Genomic DNA, 22,662 nt, shown 5'->3' on the forward strand with positions numbered 1-22,662 from the left:
CTTCCTAGACTGCAAAGGTTTTCTATCACGCTGAAAAGAAGAAAAAAAGCTAAAATGCACATCATTTTAGCTTTTTTTCAATGGCGACCACAAACGGCGGGTCGTTTTGAATATTCATGTATTGATATGATAAAACTTGTACCTCTTCATGAGGCAGTGATCTGCAATAGTCGAGAAGCACTTCTTTTTCTCTTTTTCCTTCGGGATGTCCGTGGTAGATCACAAGGACGATCAGACCTCCGGGTTTGAGCCATTCGAGGAGCTGCTTGATGGCTTCAATGGTTGTATGAGCCTGAGTGGTGACGGCTTTATCGCCTCCGGGCAGATACCCAAGGTTAAACACTGCACCGGCTATTTGTCCATAAGCATCCTTCGGAAGATGATCCGCCAGTTTTTCATGCCCATCATGGATGAGGTGAACGTAAGGATATTGATCGCCAAGTCTTTTGCTTGTCTGCTGCAAGGCTTCCTCTTGCACGTCGAATGCAAACACTTGTCCATCAGTTCCTACAAGGTCAGCTAAATAGAGTGTATCGTGGCCGTTGCCCATTGTTGCATCTATAACGATGTCGCCTTTTTGACAAGCGCGTTCTAACAGCTCTTTACTAAAAGGAAGCATGCGTTTCAAAATCATTTGGCTGCTTCTTCCAATCTGACGAAACGTTTCCCTTGGTAGCTGTTACGTCTTTCGAGCTCAGCATTAATGGCATTGAGTACTTCCCACTTATTTACACTCCACATTGGACCAACCATTAATTCAATTGGGCCGTCGCCTGTAATACGGTGAATAATCATTTCTGGCGGCAGAATCTCCAGCTGATCACAAACAAGCTGAACATATTCCTCCTGGCTTAAAAACTCAAGCTTTCCTTTTTCATATTGCTTGACCATTGGAGTCCCTTTTAAAAGGTGAAGCAAATGAATTTTAATTCCCTGCACATCTAAATCCGCAACAGCTTTTGCTGTTTCCATCATCATGTCCCGATTTTCAAGAGGCAATCCATTGATGATATGTGAGCAGACACGAATTCCGTGTTTTCTCAGTTTTTCTACACCTTCAACGTAGCATTCATAATCATGAGCACGGTTGATGAGCATAGCTGTCCGTTCGTGTACCGTTTGAAGACCAAGCTCTACCCACAGGTAAGTGCGTTCGTTTAATTCGGCTAAATACTCCACTACGTCATCCGGCAGACAGTCAGGTCTTGTTGCAATGGATAGACCTACGACACCATCCAGATTCATGACGGTTTCATATTTTTCTTTTAGGACAGGTAGCGGAGCGTGTGTGTTTGTATACGCCTGGAAATACGCCATGTATTTTCCGTCTTTCCATTTTGTATGCATCCGGTCTTTGATTTCGTTAAATTGTGTGATGAGATCATCAGCCCGGTTTCCTGCAAAATCACCAGATCCAGCGGCACTGCAAAATGTACAGCCGCCGTGGGCTACAGTACCATCACGGTTTGGGCAGTCAAAGCCGCCGTCTAAGGCTACTTTAAATACTTTATGACCAAAGTGTTCACGCAAATGGTAGTTCCACGTGTGATAACGTTTTTCGCTGTTTGAATATAAAAAAGGGTTATGCTGATCCAAGTCAGTAACCTCCTTGCATAATAATAGGCATCCTTAAAGTTTAACAAAAATCACGAAGGAGGACAATTGAATCTGTCCAACATTTTCTTTAGTGAAAAAGCGTTACATGGGCAAAATAGGCGGGAGCGATGATGAAATGGAGGGAATGTAAGATGGCAACAAGGCAGTCGATCGATGAATTTATCCAAAAAAGTACGGAAACCCTTGAGTTTGCAAATGAACAATTTGATTTGAGCTCACGTCAGGAACATTATAATGAGGAAGAGTTTTCTAAAGCACAGCTCATGCTTGAGAATACGGTCAACGAATTAGAAAAATTAAAAGATGTCGCCAATGACCAGCAAAGAGAACGGTTAGACAGGGCGCGTGTTCAAATTCAGAGCTTGCAAAATCAAATGATTTTAGGGATTTCCTACGATAATGAATGATGAACAGATCCTTCTTTTAAGGGTCTGTTTTTTATTTTTTAATAAGCTATTGACTTTTATACTGGGTGTCTATATTGTATTAAGTGTACTACATCAACTAATACACTACAGACACTTAAAAAGTGGAGAAAGGTGTTCGACCATGAAAAAAGAAAAAAAGCCAATCAATTTGAAGTGGATGGTGCTGGCTGTTGCGTTAGCATGTACATTTTTTTTCGTTCTTGTTTTCATTGGTTTTGAAGTTCAAAAAGATTTGATACCCAATTCAGTTCCTTTAATGCAAGGACATGATCAAGCGATAGGACTGCAAAAGCATGAATGAGGAAAGAGGGAGTCATCATGATTCAAATAGATCCAAGAAGCGCTGCGCCAATTTATGAACAAATCATTGAGCAGCTCAAAATTTTATGTTTAAAAGGCGTGATGAAGCCAGGTGACAAACTGCCCTCTGTCAGAGAGCTCGCCACCATTATTATTGCCAATCCAAACACCGTCAGCAAAGCGTATAAAGAGCTTGAGCGGGAAGGGATTATTGAAACTCTGCGGGGCCGCGGTACGTATGTAACAGAAGGTGCTCAGTTAAAGCTGAATGAAGGGAAGGTGCTCGAGATGAAAGAACAGTTAAGACAACTCATCATAGAAGCTCATTATGCTGGTATTGATATTCATCAGCTCAAGGAATGGCTGGAAGAGATCGGCTCAAGTCTAAAAGGAGGAAAACAAGTTGATTGAGGTCAGAAATGTATCGAAGAAATTAAATGGACGCGAAGTACTCAGCGACGTTTCCTTCAAAATAGGCGAAGGTGAGATCTTCGGTCTGCTTGGCCGGAATGGCTCTGGGAAAACAACACTTCTCAGATTGATTCAGCAAATTCTTCTTCCGGATGAAGGAGAGATTTATTTTAAAGATGTGCTGGTGAAAGACCACCCTTTAGTAAAGCAAAATATTGTATTCATGCCAGTCGTGAATCCTTACTTTGACAGATACAATTACGGACAGCTTGTCCAGCTGTTAAAGCATATTTATCCAAAGTTTGACGTGACCTATGCCAATGAGCTTGTGAACCGCTATGAAATTCCGGAAAAAGTGAAGTATCGTGAATTGTCGACAGGGTTAAAGAAACAGCTGTCATTAATTTTAAGCTTTGCCATCAAACCAGCGGTCATTTTATTAGATGAGCCGACTGATGGTATTGATGCCGTCACAAGAAATGACGTTCTTCAGCTGATGATTGACGAGGTGGCAGAACGACAAACAACGATTTTAATTACATCTCACCGCTTAGAGGACATTGAGCGTATGTGTAATCGAATTGGATTTTTAGAAGGAAATGAACTCACAAGTGTCATGGATTTAGATGAATTAAAGAATGACTATGTCAAAATCCAAATGGCCTTTGAAGAAGATATGAACTTAAGTATTCGAAAAAATGGCGTTGCGATTTTGGATCAAGCGGGCGTTTTCTATACAGCGCTTGTTCTAAAAACCGACGAAGAAGCTAAAGAGTACTTGAAGTCACTGAAGCCAAAAGTATGGCATGAACTGCCTGTGAATTTAGAAGAAGTATTCATTGCGAAGTTTGGAGGGAAACGCAGATGGTAAAGCGGCAATTATTATATAAGGAGTGGAAGCAATCTGAGCTGACATTCATTTTAGTGATGCTTGTTGCGGTCTTTGCGACGCCATTATCCCTCTTAATGGATTACTCAACCTTTCAAGATTGTTTGAAAAATCCAGACTGTATACTGGATTCAACAACATTCACTTATCTGTTTAAGAAGGATGCATTTCTCTCACTATCATGGTTAATGGGAATATTTTTTGCTGTGATTCAGCTAGGATTTGAGAGAAATAAAGGGCAGATGGACTTTACATTATCCTTGCCATTTAGCAGAAGTGCTATCTTTCATACCAAGTTTTTCTTAGGTGCTGGCATCATCGCAGGCGTTCATGTTGTCTCATATCTTATCATTTATTTACTCAAATTAGGCCTTCATCCAATAGAAACACCTGAGTTCAACAGTCGTTATTTTTATGCACTGTTGTCAGCTTTGATGATCTACAGTTTATTTTTTGCAGCAGGTACATTAACAGGAAGTGCTATATCCCAAACAATCGTTGGATTCAGTACGTCCATTCTACCATTTTTGTTAATTGGACTTCCGATCGTTCATTTAGATTTTATCTTTAGAACAAGTGAGAGGTGGATAGATACGAGCCTCAATTATTTGATATCGCCTATTTCACCAATTACTTATATTACAAATGACATTTTTCAACAAGAATATCAGCATTGGTTTAATGGTGAAGCATTCATCATTCCACTTGTCATGATGGTCATATTTTACCTGATTGGTTTGTTTAGCTTTATAAAACATCCAATTGAAAGAAATGGCCGCTTCTTCCTTTACTCAAGTATGGATAGACCTATTCAGATTATGGTCATTGCCTTCGGTGTTCTAGGGTTTGGATGGTTTGGTTTTTCTTCAGATAATTCCATATTTGGTTATATCGTTGGTATGCTCATCGGTGGAGTCGTAGGCGCCTTAACGAGTTATTTCTTAATCTATAGAAAAAGATAAACAGAGAGCAGGGGAGTAGAGATGATTCAGATTCAAGCATTAGATCATGTATTTAAAATTGGTAAAAAGGGCAGGGAAAATGAAATTCCTGTACTAAAAGGGATTGACCTGTCCATCAAAAGAGGCGATATTGCTTGTATTGTTGGACGAAGTGGTTCGGGGAAATCGACTTTATTAAACTTAATATCAGGCTATATTACGCCAACGAGCGGAAAAATTGTCATTGATGGCACCGATGTGACCGGCTTTAATGAAAAAGAATGGGCAGACTTTCGCTTAGATCACTTTGGCTTTATCTTTCAAAGCTTTCAGTTGATCGGGAGCTTAACAACGTATGAGAATGTTGAACTTCCGCTTACTTTAAAAGGTGTGAAGCCGTCTGAACGAAAGGCGAAAGTAAAAGAAATGCTGAAACGAGTAGGACTTGAACATCACGCAGGACATTACCCAAATGAGCTGTCAGGCGGACAGCAGCAGCGTGTGAGTATTGCAAGAGCCTTGATTTTAAATCCATCTATTATTTTAGCGGATGAACCAACAGGTAGTCTGGATTCAGAAACTGAAGGAGAAATTTTAGCCTTTATCCAGCAGCTCAATCGCGAAAAAGGAATTACATTTGTCATCATTACACATGACGATGAAGTCGCTTCAATCGCAGACACAACGTTCCAGCTTCACGACGGTGTATTAAAGAAAGGGGAACAATCCATTGAAATTTAGAGATCAGGTCAAATTCATTAGAAGAAATATGAAGAAAAATAGATTGCGTGTGTTTATGACCATTCTTGCGACGACAATGGCATGCTCTTTCTTAATCGTTCTAGCGTCTGTCGGTTTTGGTTTGCAAAAATCAGCTCAAGATGAAATTATGAAACAGCAAATCATCACTGAAATTAAAGTGTTAGGAAAAGAAAAAGGAGACGTTAAGATTGATGATTTAAAGAAATATGATCATGTGAAATCTGTCGTCTCAAGAACGGCAATCAATCCATCGGTTAACGTCGAGCTCGATAACCGTTCAAGTGAAACGCAGGCTGCTTTGACTGATATGAAAGAAGAAAAAGAAGCAGGGCTTGAGCTAGACCGAGGAAAAGTCCCAACATCAGCGAACGAAATTGTGGTTGGATATCATATGGCGCAGCAACTGTGGACAAAAAAAGAACGCGAAGCCTATGAAAAAGAATTAAACCAGACGTCAAATGGGGAAGAAACACCGAAGGAGCCAAAAGGCTACACGAAGGATATTTTAAATAAAGTGATTCAAATCAAAGTGCCAAAACTAAATGAAGAAGGTGAAGTCGTTAAAGAAAAAACATTTGATTTCCGTGTAGTAGGTGTTTTGAAAAAGCCGAATTTGGAGTGGCAGGAGGATCATAAAATTTTGATTCCGAATGCTTATGAAAAAGAATTTGGTCAAATACTCGACCTGTCTCCTGAAGCAGGAAATGTCGAGAAAATGACTTCTGTTTATGCAGATAAATTCGACAATGTCGGTACGCTCACGAATAAACTGACAGATGAGGGCTATCAAGTCATCTCTGTGACGAACCAGCTTGAAGGAATGGATATGTTCTTTACGGTCTTCAAAATTGGACTCATTTTTGTCGGATGTATTGCAGTCATTATTTCTGCCATCGGAATTTTCAATACGATGACCATGGCGGTAACAGAGCGAACACAAGAGATTGGGATTATGAAAGCCATTGGCGCGAATCCATCCATTATCAAGCGGATGTTCCTAATGGAAAGTGCTTATATTGGAGTCATCGGATCAATCATCGGTATTATCATCTCATATTTGATTAGTTTCGCCGTTAATTTAATCATCCCAGCCATTTTGTCGTCCATGTCTGAGGGAGGATCAAGCGATCAATTCTCGATTACTTTTTCCTATATTCCACTCAGCCTTGTCATTACAGCGACAGTGATCAGCGCAGGGGTAGCGATCATTTCAGGGCTTAACCCGGCACGTAAGGCAACAAAAACGAATGTATTAGCAGCTTTAAGAAGAGAAATCTAAAAAAGAACCTCCTGTAAACCCGATTGGGCGCTCAGGAGGTTCTTTTTTATCTTAATTAAACATTGCTATTGCTTAGGTGCCCTGTATCCGGCACGCTCTGCTTCTTCTACTGAGCAGAACATTTTGGTTACATTCTTTGTTCTAGAGTAGTATCTGCTGCTTGGTGTGTGGTAAATACCGTTGACACTCCCTTTAATGTTACAGGCAGCCGATTCTTTTTTTGTTTCCTTTTGTGATTCATGACCGCCTGTGCTTTTTCCTTCATCTTTAGGTGCGGAGCGCTGGACGGTGGAAGACTTCGTATCGCTGCTGCTATTCTTGATTTCTTGTTTGAGTGTTTCATTGCTGGAGGTGAGCTTGTCTATTTTCTCTTCAAGCGATTGAATGGTCTTCTCTTGCTGTTTGACCGTTTCTTTTTCTGAGGTGATGGTTTCTAGCTTTTTTTCCAGCTTTTCTTTTTCCTTCTCCGCATCTTCTAAAGAGGAGGTAAGCGACTCTTTATCAGCTTTTAAGCGCGAAATGTCAGATGAGAGTTCCTTTTGATCCTTTAACAGCTGTTCGGAAGATGGATCGGCTTGTGCCTTTGGCGCATTTCCAGCAGTAAGAGGTAATGACATAATGGAAAAGAAGAGACCAATGATCAAAAAAGGATAAAAAAGTTTCTTTGAAAAAATGAGCTCGTTCTTGCGTTTGAGTAAGAAGAAATTGACAGCATATCCGATGGCAAAACAAACACATAAAAGACCTAATATGAGTAAAAACATATCTAACAGCCCCCCTAAATTGCTATTTACACCTATCATACCTCATTTTTCCATTTTGGGGAGCGGTTCAATTAAAAAAAACCTGTTTACACAGGGTTTTCCAGCGTGTAGACAAACCCTCGCATTGGTTGTCAGGTCTGCGCTCCGGTGCTCACGAATGTCGAATTCGCTCCGCTCCGGTGCTCGCCCTTCCTAGACTGCAAAGGTTTTCTATCACGCTGAATAGAAGACAAAGGGCTAAAATAAAGATTATTTTAGCCCTTTGTCAACAATCTGAAAAACCCTGTTTACACAGGGTTTTCAGCTAATGGTAATCCTTTTATGGCTTCTTTTACTGTCAAATAAGTGATCGTATTCTGGAAATCTGTATCGAGGTCTTTCATTTTCATCGCAAGCTGCGGCTTAATCCCAGTGATGATCAGTTCGGTTCCAGTTAGATTGAGAAGATGATGCAGTTTGAAAATACGTGCTGCGACGGAATCATCGACATCGATTAAACCAGAAAGGTCGACAATTAAATAATCATCCTTTGAATCATCTAATATACAGGTTAACTTAGCGACAATGGCATCAAAGCGTTCTTCAGATAATTTTCCGATAAGCGGAAGAGCAGATACACCATTTTTGATTGGGACGATTGGCGTCGAAAGAGAGGTGACTTCCTGTAAGGAATCTTCTAGGAGCTGTTCATATTCTTTCTGTTTCGTAATATCCTTTTGAAAACCAATGAAAAATGTTTTGTCATCTTGTTCAATGTATAGAGGATCTATATTGAGTTCATTCCAAAAAAAAGTACCGTCTTTTTTATAATTTTTTAGCTGTGTGGTAATAGGTGTTTTGTTTTGAATTCCATGACGAATTAAAGCAAGCTGGTTTTGATCCGTGTCTTTTCCTTGAAGGAATCGACAATTACGACCAAGAATCTCATCTGGTTTGTATCCAGTCATTTGTGTAAAGCCGTGATTCACATAAACGATAGGGTTATCCTCTAAGGAAGGGTCTGTAATGACAACACCGATCCGCGCATGATCCAGCGCTTTTTTGATGAGTTCAAGCTGTTTTTGAAAGCCGAAAATGTTCGAGCTGACCATATTACCCTCCTTTGCTGCTATAAGACATATCAAATGGTTGTCTTTTCAACCAAATGAATCCTTTTAAACGTAACATAACATATGTTCTGTTTCAACGATTGCAAACGCTTTGTTAAATTTGTCATCATAGTTTGTCCTCCATTAGAATAGAGTAAGTAAGGAGACTTTTCATTAGAAAAAGAAGGAATCAATTACTCATCATTCATAAAATGACAAAAATAGTTAATATGGATTAGGTGAAAATGATTCCAATGCATCAAGATTGTTTTTAGGTCATTCACATATAATGGAAGAAACAAGCTTTTTTTCTTCGTTAGAGAGAATAGACCTTTTACATGGATTATGACGGAACAGCAGAATGGCATTACAGGGGGCTGGACAGCCTGAAGTCGCTTTACTATTCTAAGGGCTTTAGGAAGGTGATGAAAATGCTGCAACAAGTCATTATTGCTTGCGCCATTGGAGGGGTCATGGGCATTCTCGGTCACGTAAAGAAAAAAGGCAGGCTAGAGAAGCCCAGAATGACAAAAAAGTTTATTTACTTAGGGTTTATTGAAGATTGGCTCGTTGGGATGATTGCCGCTACACTGCTTGTCTTATCCTCAAATCCCGAATCTAGTCTGCACTTGATCATCTTATCCATTATTTCAGGTTACGGAGGAGAAGCAGTTCTGCGAAGCTTCGATTTTGTGAGAGAAGAACGTTCACAGGATGCAGGCTCCAACCGTCATAACCGATCTCCACACGAATAATATCCTCTACTTTACCCTAGTCTAGGGTACATTCCCATTGTATACAAACCTGCTTGCACTTATGATCATAATTCTATAAAATACTACTTAGATGACGGTTACGATAAGAACAGTGAAGAGGAGTAGTAGGAAAGCAGTATTTGTCTTTAGAGAATTGACGGCTGGTGAAAGTCAATCAAATCTGCTTCTGAACTCGCCTCAGAGTTGCAGTTGCGTTAAAGCTTCTGTCGCATGTCTGCGTTAAAGATATTAAGTGAGCGTATGAACAGCATGTTACGCTAACAAGGGTGGTACCGCGGGAACCAAAAAATCTCTCGTCCCTTTCCAGGGATGAGGGTTTTTTGTTGATTTTAGAAAAATCTGAATTCTTGCAGTGGTCATCTAAGCAGATAAGGCCGTACATATTAAAGGAGGTTTTCACATTGAGTTTTCAGCATCGGGAAATTGAAAAGAAGTGGCAGGATTATTGGCTGACACATAAAACATTCGCCACATCTGACTCGGAAGATAAACCGAAGTTTTATGCACTTGATATGTTTCCATATCCATCAGGAGCAGGGCTTCATGTCGGGCACCCTGAGGGCTATACAGCAACGGATATTCTATCACGCATGAAACGTATGCAGGGATATGATGTTCTTCATCCAATGGGATGGGACGCATTTGGTCTCCCGGCAGAACAGTATGCACTTGATACAGGAAATGACCCGGCGGCCTTTACAGAAGAGAACATCAATAACTTCCGCCGCCAAATTCAATCACTAGGGTTCTCGTATGATTGGGATCGAGAAATCAACACAACAGATCCGAATTACTACAAATGGACACAATGGATTTTCTTAAAATTGTACGAAAAAGGATTGGCCTATATCGATGAAGTACCAGTGAACTGGTGCCCAGCGCTTGGCACAGTGCTTGCAAATGAAGAAGTCATTGATGGAAAAAGTGAACGCGGAGGCCATCCTGTTGAAAGACGTCCTATGAAGCAGTGGATGCTAAAGATTACAGCATATGCGGACAGGCTGTTAGAAGATTTAGAGGACATTGATTGGCCTGAAAGCATCAAAGATATGCAGCGTAACTGGATCGGACGCTCTGAAGGTGCGCACGTTCATTTTGAAGTAGAAGGACATGACGAACAGTTTACGGTTTTCACAACGCGTCCTGATACACTATTTGGCGCAACATATGCAGTGCTTGCACCAGAGCATGCACTTGTTGAAAAAATTACATCAGATGCTCAAAAAGAAGCTGTTAAAGCGTATATCAAAGAGATTCAATCAAAGAGTGACTTAGAGCGGACAGATCTTGCTAAAACGAAGACAGGTATTTTCACAGGAGCGTATGCCATCAATCCTTTAAATGGTGAAAAGATGCCGATCTGGATTGCCGATTACGTGCTGGCGACTTATGGAACTGGAGCCATTATGGCGGTTCCTGCCCATGATGAACGTGACTATGAATTCGCCAAAACCTTTGATCTTCCAATTAAAGAAGTTGTAGAAGGCGGAGACATTGAAAAAGAAGCCTACACAGGTGATGGAAAGCACATTAACTCTGATTTCCTAAATGGCTTAGGAAAAGAAGAAGCGATTGAAAAAGCGATTGCATGGCTTGAAGAACATCAAAAAGGTGAAAAGAAAGTCACATATCGTTTAAGAGACTGGCTGTTCAGCCGTCAGCGCTACTGGGGTGAGCCGATTCCAATCATTCATTGGGAGGATGGAACATCTTCAGCTGTTTCAGAAGAAGAACTTCCACTGATCTTGCCTAAGACGACAGAGATTAAGCCAAGTGGGACAGGTGAATCACCATTAGCCAATATTAAAGACTGGGTTGAGGTTGTAGATCCTGTTACAGGTAAAAAAGGCCGCCGCGAAACGAATACAATGCCGCAATGGGCAGGCAGCTGCTGGTATTTCTTACGTTATATTGATCCTCATAACACAGAAGAGCTTGCCTCTCCTGAAAAGCTGAAGAAATGGCTTCCAGTTGATGTGTATATCGGCGGAGCAGAACACGCTGTACTGCATCTTCTATATGCACGCTTCTGGCATAAGTTCTTGTATGATATCGGTGTTGTTCCAACAAAAGAACCTTTCATGAAATTGTTCAACCAAGGTATGATTCTTGGGGAAAACAATGAAAAAATGAGTAAGTCAAAAGGAAATGTGGTCAACCCAGATGATATCGTAGAATCTCATGGTGCGGATACATTACGACTTTATGAAATGTTCATGGGACCTTTAGATGCATCAATTGCTTGGTCTGAAACAGGACTTGATGGCGCTCGTCGTTTCCTTGATCGTGTATGGCGTCTCTTTACAAATGAAGATGGTTCACTCAGTGATAAAGTGACAGAGCAATCTGGCGGCGCATTGGAACGCAGCTATCATGAAACAGTTATGAAGGTAACGGATCATTATGAAGGCTTGCGTTTCAATACAGGAATTTCACAATTAATGGTGTTTATCAACGATGCCTATAAGGCGGATACACTGCCGAAAGAATATGCAGAAGGCTTTGTAAAGCTTCTTTCTCCAATTGCACCGCATTTAGCAGAAGAGCTTTGGAATAAACTTGGTCATGAAGGATCTATTTCTTATGAAGCATGGCCTCAATATGATGAGTCAAAGCTTGTCGACGATGAAGTAGAAATTGTCGTACAGCTTAACGGTAAAGTAAAAGCAAAATTAACCGTTCCTGCTGATGCAACAAGAGAGCAGTTAGAAGAGCTTGCGAAAAATGATGCACGTGTAAAAGAACAGCTTGAAGGGAAAAACATTCGTAAAGTGATTGCAGTTCCTGGGAAGCTTGTCAATATTGTTGCGAACTAATGATGACACCCATCGGTATGAACCGGTGGGTGTTCTTTATTTCCCGGGACATAATTTTGTCGAAAACAAGGTGATTCCCGCATCGGTCTCGTATTTTAACAGGTGATCAAGAAAATGAGGAGTGACGTCAATGGAAAAGGAAAGCAAACGTGAACAACTGCTCAGTCTGTTAGGAGAGATGCCAGAACGTCATCGCGTGGAGGCTTATACGTTAAAAATGGAAGAACGTGAATCATATGTGGTTGAAACTCTCATTCTCTCTATGAATGGTGTAGAGGAAGTCCCTGCTTATTTCGTGAAACCGAAGGATACGGTGAAAAAAAGACCCGTTGTGCTGTTCCAGCATTCTCATGGAGGGAATTACGTGAATGGGAAGGAAGAGCTGTTAAAAGGTGCTCATTATTTGCAAGCGCCTTCATATGCAAAAGAGTTTACGTCTAAAGGATATGGTGTACTGGCCATTGATCATGCAGGGTTTGGTGAGAGAAGAGGAAGAACAGAAAGTGAAATTTTTAAGGAAATGCTTTTAACAGGAAAAGTGATGTGGGGCATGATGCTGTATGAAAGTATGTGTGCGATTGATTATTTGCTGTCTCGATCTGATGTGCTGGCGGACAGGTTAGCTGTCTTTGGGATGTCAATGGGCGGTCTTCTTTCCTGGTGGACGGCTGCACTTGATGAGAGGATCAGTGTGTGTATTGATCTTTGTGCACAGGTGGACCATCATACATTAATTGAAACGAACAATTTGGACAGACATGGCTTTTATTACTATGTACCGGGCTTGGCGAAGCATTTTACAGCAGCGGACATTCAAGAAATGATTTTTCCGAGACCGCATTTAAGCTTAGTTGGAAAGCTTGATCAGCTCACGCCTGCTGAAGGCGTTGGAAGGATTCAAAAGGTATTGAGTCAAACCTATGAAGCTGCTTCATTGAAAGAACGATATCAGCTTACCCGTCTTCATGCAGGTCATTTTGAAACAGCCGCTATGCGTCACGAGGCGACACGATTTTTGAAAAAGTGGCTGTAATCAAGAAACGCTTGGACATACTACGTCAAAAGAAAGGAGGAGACAGATGAAAAAAATCACCATCATTGGCGGATGCGGTGTGATTGGACGTCTTTTAACAAAAGCGCTCTCTGCTGAGTACAGCGTCACGATTATTGATCTAACAAGCTGTGTAGAAGGAGTCATTTTAGCCGATGCAGCGAATGAACAGAATGTATATGAGGCAATTCCGCGGGATACAGATGTGATCTTGCATCTTCTAAACATGGACATGACGCATGATGTGATGGATCATGAAGAATTTGCAAAAATGACTGATATTTTTTGGAGGAGTACCTATTATATGTTTCGTTCAGCCGCGCGGCTTGGTATACGAAAAGTCATTTTTGCAAGCAGCAACCATGTGACGGATCGTTATGAAGAGGATGGACGCTCCTTACTTGGACGGCAGATTACAACTGACGATGTGCCCGCGACTAAAAATGTCTATGGCATTTTAAAGTTTGCTTCCGAACAGCTGGGACGTTTGTTCCACGATCAATCGGGAATGTCTGTCATCAATTTAAGAATTGGAACAGTTGTAACAGATGAGATGAAGGCATTGCACAAAAAGCAAAGAACAAAAAGAACTCTGCTGTCACATGAGGATCTTACAGGTATGATAAAGGCAGCGGTTGAATCAGATATTCCCTTTGGGACCTATTATGCAGTATCAGAGAATGAAGAAAAGCCGTGGTCTACTGAGAAAACGAAGCTGGAGTTAGGCTATGAACCAGATGTCAATACGACGGAAATCCTCGAAGAAAATGATCGAGTATAAGGCATAATCATGTCATGAGCTAATGATCTTATTCTTTTGTTTCATGAGCATAAAAGCACGGCTGACATGATCTATCCAGTTGGTCTGTCAAAATGATTATAGACGCTTTCTTCCCCCGTTTGTTACATTTTAATCACGATATCGTCACAGGCTGCAGCTTACTTTCAGATGAAATGATAACGCTTTCAAAGAAAGGGCGTGATGAACATAGATCGTTCTATTAAAGGCCGATTGTTCAATTTATTTAATTACTCTTTTCTACTCATGTTCGCATTAATATGTGTGCTTCCGTTCATCCATGTCATTGCCGCCTCTTTTGCAACAGTAGAAGAGGTCATCACGAAGAAATTTATCTTGTTCCCGACGACGTTTTCTCTAGAGGCATATCGATACATTTTCTCTACAGATATTGTGTATCGCAGCCTCATTGTGTCCATTCTTGTGACGCTCGTTGGAACAGCTGTCAGCATGTTTTTGTCCTCGCTTATGGCATACGGGCTGTCTCGTCAGGAGCTAAAAGGCCGAAGAACACTGATGTTTCTCGTTGTTTTCACGATGCTGTTTAGCGGAGGTATGATTCCGACGTTTATTGTGGTGAAAACACTTGGTCTGCTTGATACGTATTGGTCACTTATTCTCCCGGTTGCAATCAATGCGTTCAACTTAATCATTTTGAAAAACTTCTTTCAAAACATACCGGCGAGCCTTGAGGAATCAGCGAAGATGGACGGCTGTAACGATTTAGGGATTTTCTTTAAAATTGTGCTCCCACTTTCTTTGCCAGCCATTGCTACTATTTCACTTTTTTATGCCGTGACGTATTGGAATACGTATATGACTGCCATTCTGTATTTAAATGATTCAGTGAAGTGGCCGATTCAAGTGCTGCTGAGACAGATTGTCATTGTCTCAAGCGGAATGCAGGGAGATATGTCGGATATGGGCTCATCCACCCCACCGCCAGACCAGACGATTAAAATGGCTGTCATTGTTGTGGCAACCATTCCGGTTCTGCTTGTCTATCCATTTATTCAAAAGCATTTCAACAAAGGGGCATTACTAGGTTCTGTAAAGGGTTAAAAAGATGGAACAACGGAGGGATCTTATGGGGAGAAAGAAATTATGGCTGATTGCGTTTGTTCTGTTATTTGCAGCAAGCGGTATTCTGTCAGCATGTTCAAGTAAAGGGGCAAACTCATCAGATGAGAAGGTTGATCTAGACAAAAAGGTAAAGCTGACATGGATGGCGATTTTATATCATCAGCAGCCGCCGAAGGATTCCGTTTTAAAAGAGATTGAGAAGCTCACAAATACAGAGCTTGATATTACATGGGTACCTGATGCTGTGAAGGAAGATCGTTTAAATTCCGCACTTGCAGCAGGGAATTTGCCGCAAATTGTGACGATTCAAGACATTAAAAATTCGTCTGCGATTAATGCGTTCAGATCTGGCATGTTCTGGGAAGTCGGTCCGTATTTAAAGGATTATCCAAATTTAAGTAAGATGAACGAACTGATTAATAAAAACGCTTCTATAGACGGCAAGCTTTATGGCATCTATAGAGAAAGACCACTTTCAAGACAAGGGATTGTCATTCGAAAGGATTGGCTTGAAAATTTAAATTTGGATACTCCAAAAACATTGGATGATCTGTATGAAGTAGCCAAAGCCTTTACGGAAAAAGACCCGAATCAAAACGGAAAAGCCGATACAATTGGTTTTACGGATCGGAACGATTTAATTTATGGCGCATTTAAAACACTTGGTTCATATGAAGGAATGCCAACAGACTGGAAAGAAGAGAACGGGAAATTCACGCCGGACTTTATGACAGATGAGTACATGAATACAATGAAATACATGAAAAAGCTGCGCGATAATGGCTATATCAACAAAGACTTCCCAGTGACAAGCAAAACACAGCAGCAGGAATTATTCTCACAAGGAAAAGCAGGTATCTATGTTGGAAATATGGTAGATGCCGTGAACCTGAGAGATGATGCGACAGATAAAAACATGAAAGTAGATATTATCAACCGAATCAAAGGCCCAGATGGCAAAGAACGTGTGTGGGCATCAGGGGGGCATAATGGCATCTTCGCATTCCCTAAAACAAGCGTGAAATCAGAGGCGGAATTAAAGCGGATTTTGGCCTTCTTTGACCGTATTGCCGAAGAAGATGTATATGGTCTCATGACGTACGGTATAGATGGCAAGCATTATAAGAAAGAAGAAGGAAATACATTTGTCAGGGAAGAAAGCCAAGTGAAAGGCTGGCAGACAGATGTACAGCCGCTTGTCAGTCTTGTAGGAATTGATAAACGTTACTTAAAAAATAAAGGGGATGCAGTTCGTTCTAAATATGAAGAGCTAGAAGAAGACAATCAAAACATCATCGTTGCCAATCCTGCTGAAAGCCTGTATTCAGAAACAGCATCAGAGCGTGGAAACGAATTGAAGAAAATCATCGATGATGCGACGTATAAGTTCATCCTTGGTGACATCAGTGAAGATCAATTTCAGAAGGATGTAGAGAAGTGGAAATCCAATGGTGGGAATAAAATCATAGAAGAATATGAAGCTTCCTTTAAAAAATCAAAATGACCAATAGGAACACCCCCGCAAAGTAAAAAAGCGGGGGTGTTTTCATTAAAAGTCGAAGTTATCTGGATCTGGACCGATACGTTTGTTTTCATTTAAGTCAGAAAGACGTTTCATATCTTCATCAGATAAGACAAAATCAAATATATCAGCGTTTTCCTTTAAACGATGTGCTTTCGTTGATTTTGGGATGGTGATGACACCTTTTTGTACATCCCAGCGCAAAATAATTTGAGCAGGTGTTTTACCGTATGTGTCTGCGAGCTCTGTGATCAGCGGGTGATGCAGTAGTTCACCCTGCATCAGCGGTGACCAAGCTTCCATTTGAATGCCATGAGAGTTCAAATACGTAGAGAGTGTTTCCTGCGTTAGCTTTGGATGAAATTCTACTTGGTTGATCGCTGGTTTGATGTCTGCATCTTTTAATAGCTCGTCTAGGTGATGCGGCTGGAAGTTGCTCACTCCGATGGCTCTGACCTTTCCTTCACGATACAAGGTTTCCAGTGCACGCCAAGCTTCTTTGTATTTTTCTTCAACCGGCCAATGGATTAAATACAGATCAAGGTAGTCAAGCTGAAGCTTTTTTAAGCTTTCTTCGTATGCATTTAGAGTAGATTCATATCCTAAATCGGCATTCCACACTTTTGAGGTGACAAAGATGTCCTCACGGCGCAGTCCTGTTTCTGCTAAACCAAGCTGTATGCCTCGTCCAACACCTTCTTCATTTCCGTAAATAGCCGCTGTATCAATACTGCGATAGCCTAATTGAATGGCTGTTTTGACAGCATCAACTAATTCAGCTCCATCTTCCACCTTGAATACACCAAGGCCAAAGCCTGGCATGAGGACCCCATTGTTTAATGTTTTTGTACTTTGTAAATGTTCCATCATAAAAACTCCTTTAAATGGTTTGTGTTTGTTCTTTTTGTTCTATTTGATAACTGATCATCGTAAGAATGGCTGCGATGAGGACCATGATGCCGCCGACCCAGCCTGTATGCACAAGCCCAAGTGTATCTGTCACGATGCCTCCTAAAAATGAGCCAATGGCAATACCGGCATTAAAGGCAGCGATATTCATGGCAGATGCGACGTCGACCGCTCCAGGTGTGTATCTTTCTGCAAAATCAACGACGGCTACTTGCAGCCCAGGCACATTCATGAATGCAAACAGCCCCATCAGCATGACGGTTCCAATGCCTAACACTGTGAATCCTGCAGTGAAGCTAAGGATAAACAAGATGATGCTTTGGATAATAAACATATAGATCAGTGCTTTCATTGGCTGTTCATTAGCAGCTTTTCCGCCAATGACATTTCCGGCTGCGATCGTGATTCCGTATAAAAGCAGGATCAAGGCCACAGCCCCAGGCGCAAGCCCTGTCACATGCTGCAAGAGAGGAGATAGATACGTGAAGACGACAAAGGTTCCTCCATACCCTGTGGCTGTAATGACAAATAAAAGCAAAATTCTTTTTGTTTTTAATAGGACAGCTTGATCTTTAAAAGATGTTTTCACACCCTGCTTTAATTGAGACGGCACAAGAAAATAGTTGGATATCAGTGCGATCAGACCAATGATCACAATCACACCAAATGATGTCCGCCAGCCGAACTCGTGACCAAGAAATGTCCCGAATGGCACACCTGTCACAGTCGCTACTGTTAAACCAGTGAACATAAAGGCAATCGCGCTTGCCCGTTTTTCTTTCACGACAAGGCTTGCAGCAATCGTAGAACCGATGGACATGAAGATTCCATGGGACAAGGCTGAAATCACCCGGCCGATTAACAGCACTGAAAAAGTCGGGGCAATGGTGGCAAGTGTATTACCAATCAAAAAGACGAGCATAATGAGCAAAAGCAATGTCTTTCTTTTCATCGTGGAAGTAAGAGAAGTCAATATAGGCGCGCCAAATGTCACACCAAGTGCATATAAAGAGACAGTCCAGCCCGCCTGACTGACGCTCACTCCAAAGTCTTCTGAGATCATTGGCAAAAGACCGACACTAATGAACTCAGTTGTTCCTATAGCAAAAGCACTAATCGCTAGTGCGAGAAGAGCAAAATGGTTTTGCTTTTTTTTCATAAGTAAGTTCACATCCTTCTGTGATGACATTTTGATAGACGAAGCCGATCGGCAAGAGTTATTATCTAACATAGATGACGAAAAAAAAAGTACGTACTTTTTTGTAATATAGGTACTAAAAAGTGCCTGTTCGTACAAAGAGGAGTGAACATTCGATGGAAAAGAAAAAATATAATATCTCTGTGGAAGCAACGCTTGAGGTCATAGGCGGGAAGTGGAAGTGTGTGATTTTATGTCATTTGACACACGGGAAAAAACGGACGAGCGAATTGAAGCGGCTCATGCCAAACATCACACAAAAAATGCTGACGCAGCAGCTGAGAGAGCTTGAAAGTGACGGGGTCATTAACCGGATTGTCTATGAACAGGTGCCGCCTAAAGTGGAATATGAATTAAGTGAATACGGACAGTCGCTCGAAAGAATCCTCAATGCGCTATGCGATTGGGGAGCAGCTCATATTGAACGTGTGTATGGTGAACCGCTTTCCGTGCTGGAAGACAGCATCTTAAATGAACAGTTTAAATAAAAGAGCCCCGCTTTCTTGTGAGAGCGGGACTCTTTGTCTTACGAGCCTTTTTTCTGGTCGCGGTATTTCCCAGGAGTTGTACCTTCCAGCTTTTTAAAGGAGCGGATGAAATTTTGCGGGTTTTTATATTTCAGTTTTTCCGAAATTTCTTTGACGGACATATCGGTTTCTACAAGCCAATTTTTAGCGACATGGTGTCTGTAGGAAGAGAGATATTCACTAAAGGAGATATCCATTTCCTTTCTGAAAATGCTGCTTAAATAATTGGGATTGTAATGCAGGCGTGTGGCGATTTCATCCAATGTGAGATCTGAGTCGAATTCTTGATGAATAATATGAATGATTTTTTCTGAGATGTTTTTGTATTGTGAGTCTTCACGTGCAGCAAGCTGGTCAATAATTGGCCGGATGATTTCATGTTTCAGCCATGCTTCTGTATCTTCAAAGGTTTTAAATTCAAAAATCGTATCATAGAGCATTTTGTTATCTTCAACCTCAAATAATTCAATGCCCAGCAAATGCATCAGCTCAATTAAATTGTTTAAAAAACGAGCGAGGGCGATATGGTATTCGTGCGGTCCTGCATTTTTAGAAAAAATGGATTGCAGGAGCACATGTAAATAGTGATCCGCCTTGCCTTGATCGCCAGCTTTCATTGCATCAAATAAATCATGTTGCAGCTGCTTTGGAAAATGGGTTTTGAACGTCTTTCCTTGCTGAATATGCTCATATAAGATAATGGACTTTTTCTCTGCTTTGAGTCTGTATTTTAAGGCTTCCTTTCCTTCAATATAAGCGTGTTTTGCCATCGTGAGCTCCTTAAACTGGCGGCTGATTCCGATGCTGATCGATAAACCAAGCTCTTCCTCGATACGCTGCTGAATGGTTTCTGCTAATTGGTTTAAATATTCAGTAAACTCTTCATCTGACTTTGAGTGGTTGAGGATAATCGTCGTTTGATGCTGATTGACAACGGTTGGCTGAAGGTGCTCCTCTTGCGGAATAATCTGCTCGATCAATCCATTGATCGCAAATAAAAGCAAGTCAGCATCTTTTTTTTCATAAGGTGTTCCTTTTAATGTATCGATTTGGGTCACAAGCATGGACAAATGAGACCAGCCCTGAGGAAAGCCTAAGCTTTGGAACCGGTTGTTAACTTCTTCATCTGTCAGCTTTCCAAGCAGCAGCCGTACCATAAAGTATTGCTGTAAGTGTGTCACTTGCTGCTCAATCCGTTCCTCTAAATCATTGTTTTGATCTTTCATTTGTTTAATACTCGATTCAATCAACTCAAATTCATTTTGAAAGGGCTGTTTTTGCAAAAATGATTCATTGCGTGCAAATGACTCGTATAATAAGCGGATTGGTTTATAAAAGTGTCTAGAACCGAACCATGAAAATAGTAATGAAAGCGCTAACAAAATAGTGCAGATAATAAAGGTAATCCACCCGATTGATTTCGTTTGCTGCTTAAGTTCTGGAATAGAAACAAAGGATAGGTACGTCCATTCATTATAATCTGATTTTTGAAATGTGATTTGATAGTTGAGTTCGTCGATCTTCATATCAAATTGCCCTGATCGTTTTTCAAGTGAGAGCACATGTTTGACGATATCTTGATGTTTCAGCGATTCACCAATTTGTTCTTTGCGATTATGTAGCAGCACTTTTCCGTTTGTATCGATGACAAACATACTATCTGATTGAGAGAAGTCAGGCATGTTATCAGCAATGACGCAGCTTGGAATGCTGGCGACAGCGATTCCCTTTTTTTGAACGCTGTTCATAGGCAGTTGTTTGATTAAATTCACATTGTACTTACAAAAGGATGCTTTTCCTTCTTTTGTCGCAACAAGTGGATTATTCTCTTCAAGTGCCCAGCTGGAGTGACTTGGTATATTGAGGTAAGAGGTCAGCGCTTTTTCTTGGTCTTCGCTTGTGACATGATAAAGCCCTGAATTGTTCATGTACCAGTCTTCCATTTTACTGACGAGTGTAATATTGGAAAGATCGGTGTCGAAGGTTTGCAGGTAATTCAGTTCCTGCTGTACTTGATTATAAAGCTGGAATTGGTCTGGATTTAAAGGTTCTGCCAGTGTTTGAAGGAGAGGCGGCGAACTGACATAGTGAGTGAGAGAATGATCAACAGTTTTTAAAATATGCTCAATATTGGATTGCGTTTGTTTAACGCTGTCGAGCTTTTCATTTGAGATATTTTCAAGTGCTGTTTTTTGCGAATGCTGATAAGAAAAAATGCCGACAATGATAACAGGAATCGTACTAAGTATGAAAAAAAACGTCACAAGCTTGTAATAAAATTTATACTGCCTTCTTTTCATAAAACCCCCCATTTCAAACGAAACAATCTTTTCCCCTTAATTTATTAATCCAAAAATCTGGTAGGTTTGTCAATAATCATTTTCTGAGATTAGGATCATTTTCTTATGTTTTATATAACGTTTTGAGTAGCATCACCTATGAAAATATGATCTGTTGATATGATTGTAGACGGATTTTTCATCCTTAAGATACAGTTAACACATGCATGAACATGAGGGGAGGCTTTATTAATGAAAACAGAGGATGTCACTGCCAAGGGTGTGCCTGCGGCAGCTTTGAAAAGTGAAAAAAGAAAGCGCTTACTTAATCAATTGCTTAGTCAAAAGTTTTTGTATTTAATGATTTTGCCGGGGCTCATTTATTTTATTGTTTTTAAATATGTGCCAATGTGGGGGCTCATCATTGCCTTTCAAGATTACCAGCCGTTTCTCGGCATTCTTGGCAGTGAGTGGGTTGGCTTCAAACACTTTATTCGATTGTTTACAGAACCAACATTTTTCATCTTATTAAAAAATACGCTGATTTTATTTGCCATGAATGTCGTGATTTTCTTTCCAATTCCGATCTTATTAGCCCTTCTTTTAAACGAAGTGAGATTGGCATTGTTTAAGAAATTTGTACAGACGATGATTTATATCCCTCACTTCATGTCATGGGTGATTGTCGTGTCCTTATCTTTTGTTTTGTTAACCGTAGATGGCGGGTTAATGAATGAATTGATTGCTTTCTTTGGAGGAGAAAAGATTAACTTCCTTCTTAGTCAGGAATGGTTTAGACCGATGTACATTTTACAGGTAATCTGGCGGGAAGCAGGCTGGTCAACAATCATTTACCTTGCGGCGATTACAGCGGTAGATCCACAGCTATATGAAGCAGCAAAAATGGATGGGGCCGGGAGACTGAGACAAATGTGGCACATCACACTTCCTGCCATTAAAAGTGTCATTGTGGTTCTGCTTATTTTAAAAATCGGTGATACGCTTGAGCTTGGCTTTGAGCATGTCTATCTATTACTGAACGCAACGAACCGGGAAGTAGCAGAGATTTTTGATACGTACGTTTATACAGCAGGTCTTAAGCAAGGACAATTCAGCTATAGTACCGCTGTTGGTTTATTTAAAGCAGCCGTTGGACTTATTTTGGTCATGCTGGCAAACCGTTTAGCGAAGAAATTCGGGGAAGAAGGTATTTATTAAAAAGG

General features: G+C 40.8%; 22 protein-coding genes and 1 other annotated feature. Of the genes, 15 read left to right on the forward strand and 7 right to left on the reverse strand.

The features are described 5' to 3' along the window. Positions 1–61: 61 nt before the first annotated feature. Together mnmM and mnmL are read right to left on the reverse strand one after the other, a co-directional pair. Positions 62–634, reverse strand: a complete 573-nt coding sequence (mnmM, locus tag JJ692_RS07355) for a tRNA 5-(aminomethyl)-2-thiouridylate-methyltransferase MnmM (RefSeq protein ID WP_024424904.1) — start codon at positions 632–634, stop codon at positions 62–64. Continuing rightward, complete coding sequence (gene mnmL / locus JJ692_RS07360; protein WP_017358356.1) at positions 631–1,596, reverse strand: tRNA modification radical SAM protein MnmL/YtqA; 966 nt, start codon at positions 1,594–1,596, stop codon at positions 631–633. The genes mnmM and mnmL overlap by 4 nt, the downstream gene beginning before the upstream one ends. 152 nt (positions 1,597–1,748) lie before the next feature. Between mnmL and JJ692_RS07365 the strand changes: the two genes are divergently transcribed. The 7 genes from JJ692_RS07365 (at position 1,749) to JJ692_RS07395 (ending at position 6,627) form a co-directional block, all read left to right on the forward strand. Further along, a complete protein-coding gene (locus tag JJ692_RS07365; protein WP_024424902.1) occupies positions 1,749–2,024 on the forward strand; it encodes a YtzC family protein in 276 nt (91 codons plus the stop codon). A gap of 142 nt (positions 2,025–2,166) precedes the next feature. Continuing rightward, complete coding sequence (locus JJ692_RS07370) at positions 2,167–2,346, forward strand: hypothetical protein (protein ID WP_024424901.1); 180 nt, start codon at positions 2,167–2,169, stop codon at positions 2,344–2,346. 17 nt (positions 2,347–2,363) lie between these two features. Continuing rightward, a complete protein-coding gene (locus JJ692_RS07375) occupies positions 2,364–2,756 on the forward strand; it encodes a GntR family transcriptional regulator (protein ID WP_019743690.1) in 393 nt (130 codons plus the stop codon). Continuing rightward, a complete protein-coding gene (locus JJ692_RS07380) occupies positions 2,749–3,627 on the forward strand; it encodes an ATP-binding cassette domain-containing protein (RefSeq protein WP_024424899.1) in 879 nt (292 codons plus the stop codon). The genes JJ692_RS07375 and JJ692_RS07380 overlap by 8 nt, the downstream gene beginning before the upstream one ends. Next, positions 3,621–4,607 carry an ABC transporter permease subunit gene (locus JJ692_RS07385; protein ID WP_073207093.1) on the forward strand — a complete coding sequence of 329 codons (987 nt, stop codon included), beginning with the start codon at positions 3,621–3,623 and terminating at the stop codon, positions 4,605–4,607. Before JJ692_RS07380 ends, JJ692_RS07385 begins: the two co-directional genes overlap by 7 nt. 21 nt (positions 4,608–4,628) lie before the next feature. After that, positions 4,629–5,327: an ABC transporter ATP-binding protein gene (locus JJ692_RS07390; RefSeq protein WP_024424897.1), complete on the forward strand. Its 699-nt coding sequence runs from the start codon at positions 4,629–4,631 to the stop codon at positions 5,325–5,327. Next, positions 5,317–6,627, forward strand: a complete 1,311-nt coding sequence (locus JJ692_RS07395; RefSeq protein WP_024424896.1) for an ABC transporter permease — start codon at positions 5,317–5,319, stop codon at positions 6,625–6,627. Before JJ692_RS07390 ends, JJ692_RS07395 begins: the two co-directional genes overlap by 11 nt. A 65-nt stretch (positions 6,628–6,692) precedes the next feature. On the opposite strand, the gene JJ692_RS07400 is transcribed toward JJ692_RS07395, so the two are convergent. Beyond that, complete coding sequence (locus JJ692_RS07400) at positions 6,693–7,391, reverse strand: sunset domain-containing protein (protein WP_024426209.1); 699 nt, start codon at positions 7,389–7,391, stop codon at positions 6,693–6,695. Positions 7,392–7,678: 287 nt separating this feature from the next. Next, entirely contained in the window at positions 7,679–8,482 is an 804-nt protein-coding gene (gene ytvA / locus JJ692_RS07405) for a YtvA family blue-light photoreceptor (protein WP_073207088.1), read from the reverse strand. Positions 8,483–8,904: 422 nt separating this feature from the next. Between ytvA and JJ692_RS07410 the strand changes: the two genes are divergently transcribed. The 6 genes from JJ692_RS07410 to JJ692_RS07435 all read left to right on the forward strand — a co-directional run bounded on the left by JJ692_RS07410 (position 8,905) and on the right by JJ692_RS07435 (position 16,508). Next, complete coding sequence (locus tag JJ692_RS07410; RefSeq protein WP_008343006.1) at positions 8,905–9,234, forward strand: DUF4257 domain-containing protein; 330 nt, start codon at positions 8,905–8,907, stop codon at positions 9,232–9,234. Positions 9,235–9,337: 103 nt separating this feature from the next. Beyond that, positions 9,338–9,559: a binding site (T-box leader), on the forward strand. 97 nt (positions 9,560–9,656) lie between these two features. Then, positions 9,657–12,071: a leucine--tRNA ligase gene (leuS, locus tag JJ692_RS07415; protein ID WP_206534375.1), complete on the forward strand. Its 2,415-nt coding sequence runs from the start codon at positions 9,657–9,659 to the stop codon at positions 12,069–12,071. Positions 12,072–12,201: 130 nt separating this feature from the next. Continuing rightward, the gene (locus tag JJ692_RS07420; RefSeq protein ID WP_206534376.1) at positions 12,202–13,104 is read left to right on the forward strand and encodes an alpha/beta hydrolase family protein; all 903 of its coding nucleotides are present in this window, start codon (positions 12,202–12,204) and stop codon (positions 13,102–13,104) included. A gap of 46 nt (positions 13,105–13,150) precedes the next feature. Next, the gene (locus tag JJ692_RS07425) at positions 13,151–13,903 is read left to right on the forward strand and encodes an NAD-dependent epimerase/dehydratase family protein (RefSeq protein WP_185853784.1); all 753 of its coding nucleotides are present in this window, start codon (positions 13,151–13,153) and stop codon (positions 13,901–13,903) included. Between the two features lie 219 nt (positions 13,904–14,122). Then, on the forward strand, positions 14,123–14,983 hold the full coding sequence (locus JJ692_RS07430) for a carbohydrate ABC transporter permease (protein WP_087976618.1): 861 nt from the start codon (positions 14,123–14,125) through the stop codon (positions 14,981–14,983). A 25-nt stretch (positions 14,984–15,008) separates the two neighbouring features. Next, positions 15,009–16,508: an extracellular solute-binding protein gene (locus tag JJ692_RS07435; protein WP_073207075.1), complete on the forward strand. Its 1,500-nt coding sequence runs from the start codon at positions 15,009–15,011 to the stop codon at positions 16,506–16,508. Between the two features lie 45 nt (positions 16,509–16,553). Here JJ692_RS07435 and JJ692_RS07440 read toward each other — a convergent pair whose 3' ends face one another. Continuing rightward, entirely contained in the window at positions 16,554–17,396 is an 843-nt protein-coding gene (locus JJ692_RS07440; protein WP_206534377.1) for an aldo/keto reductase, read from the reverse strand. 10 nt (positions 17,397–17,406) lie between these two features. Continuing rightward, entirely contained in the window at positions 17,407–18,594 is a 1,188-nt protein-coding gene (locus JJ692_RS07445; protein ID WP_333482112.1) for an MFS transporter, read from the reverse strand. 155 nt (positions 18,595–18,749) lie between these two features. On the opposite strand from JJ692_RS07445, the gene JJ692_RS07450 reads away from it, so the two are divergent. After that, positions 18,750–19,121 carry a winged helix-turn-helix transcriptional regulator gene (locus JJ692_RS07450; protein ID WP_003217763.1) on the forward strand — a complete coding sequence of 124 codons (372 nt, stop codon included), beginning with the start codon at positions 18,750–18,752 and terminating at the stop codon, positions 19,119–19,121. Between the two features lie 38 nt (positions 19,122–19,159). Here JJ692_RS07450 and JJ692_RS07455 read toward each other — a convergent pair whose 3' ends face one another. Next, a complete protein-coding gene (locus JJ692_RS07455) occupies positions 19,160–21,460 on the reverse strand; it encodes a helix-turn-helix domain-containing protein (protein ID WP_042968228.1) in 2,301 nt (766 codons plus the stop codon). A gap of 231 nt (positions 21,461–21,691) precedes the next feature. Between JJ692_RS07455 and JJ692_RS07460 the strand changes: the two genes are divergently transcribed. Further along, positions 21,692–22,657 carry an ABC transporter permease gene (locus JJ692_RS07460; protein ID WP_024424886.1) on the forward strand — a complete coding sequence of 322 codons (966 nt, stop codon included), beginning with the start codon at positions 21,692–21,694 and terminating at the stop codon, positions 22,655–22,657. The last annotated feature ends 5 nt before the right edge of the window (positions 22,658–22,662 follow it).

The organism is Bacillus sp. 3a (assembly GCF_017161885.1).
GTDB classification, from domain to species: domain Bacteria; phylum Bacillota; class Bacilli; order Bacillales; family Bacillaceae; genus Bacillus; species Bacillus safensis.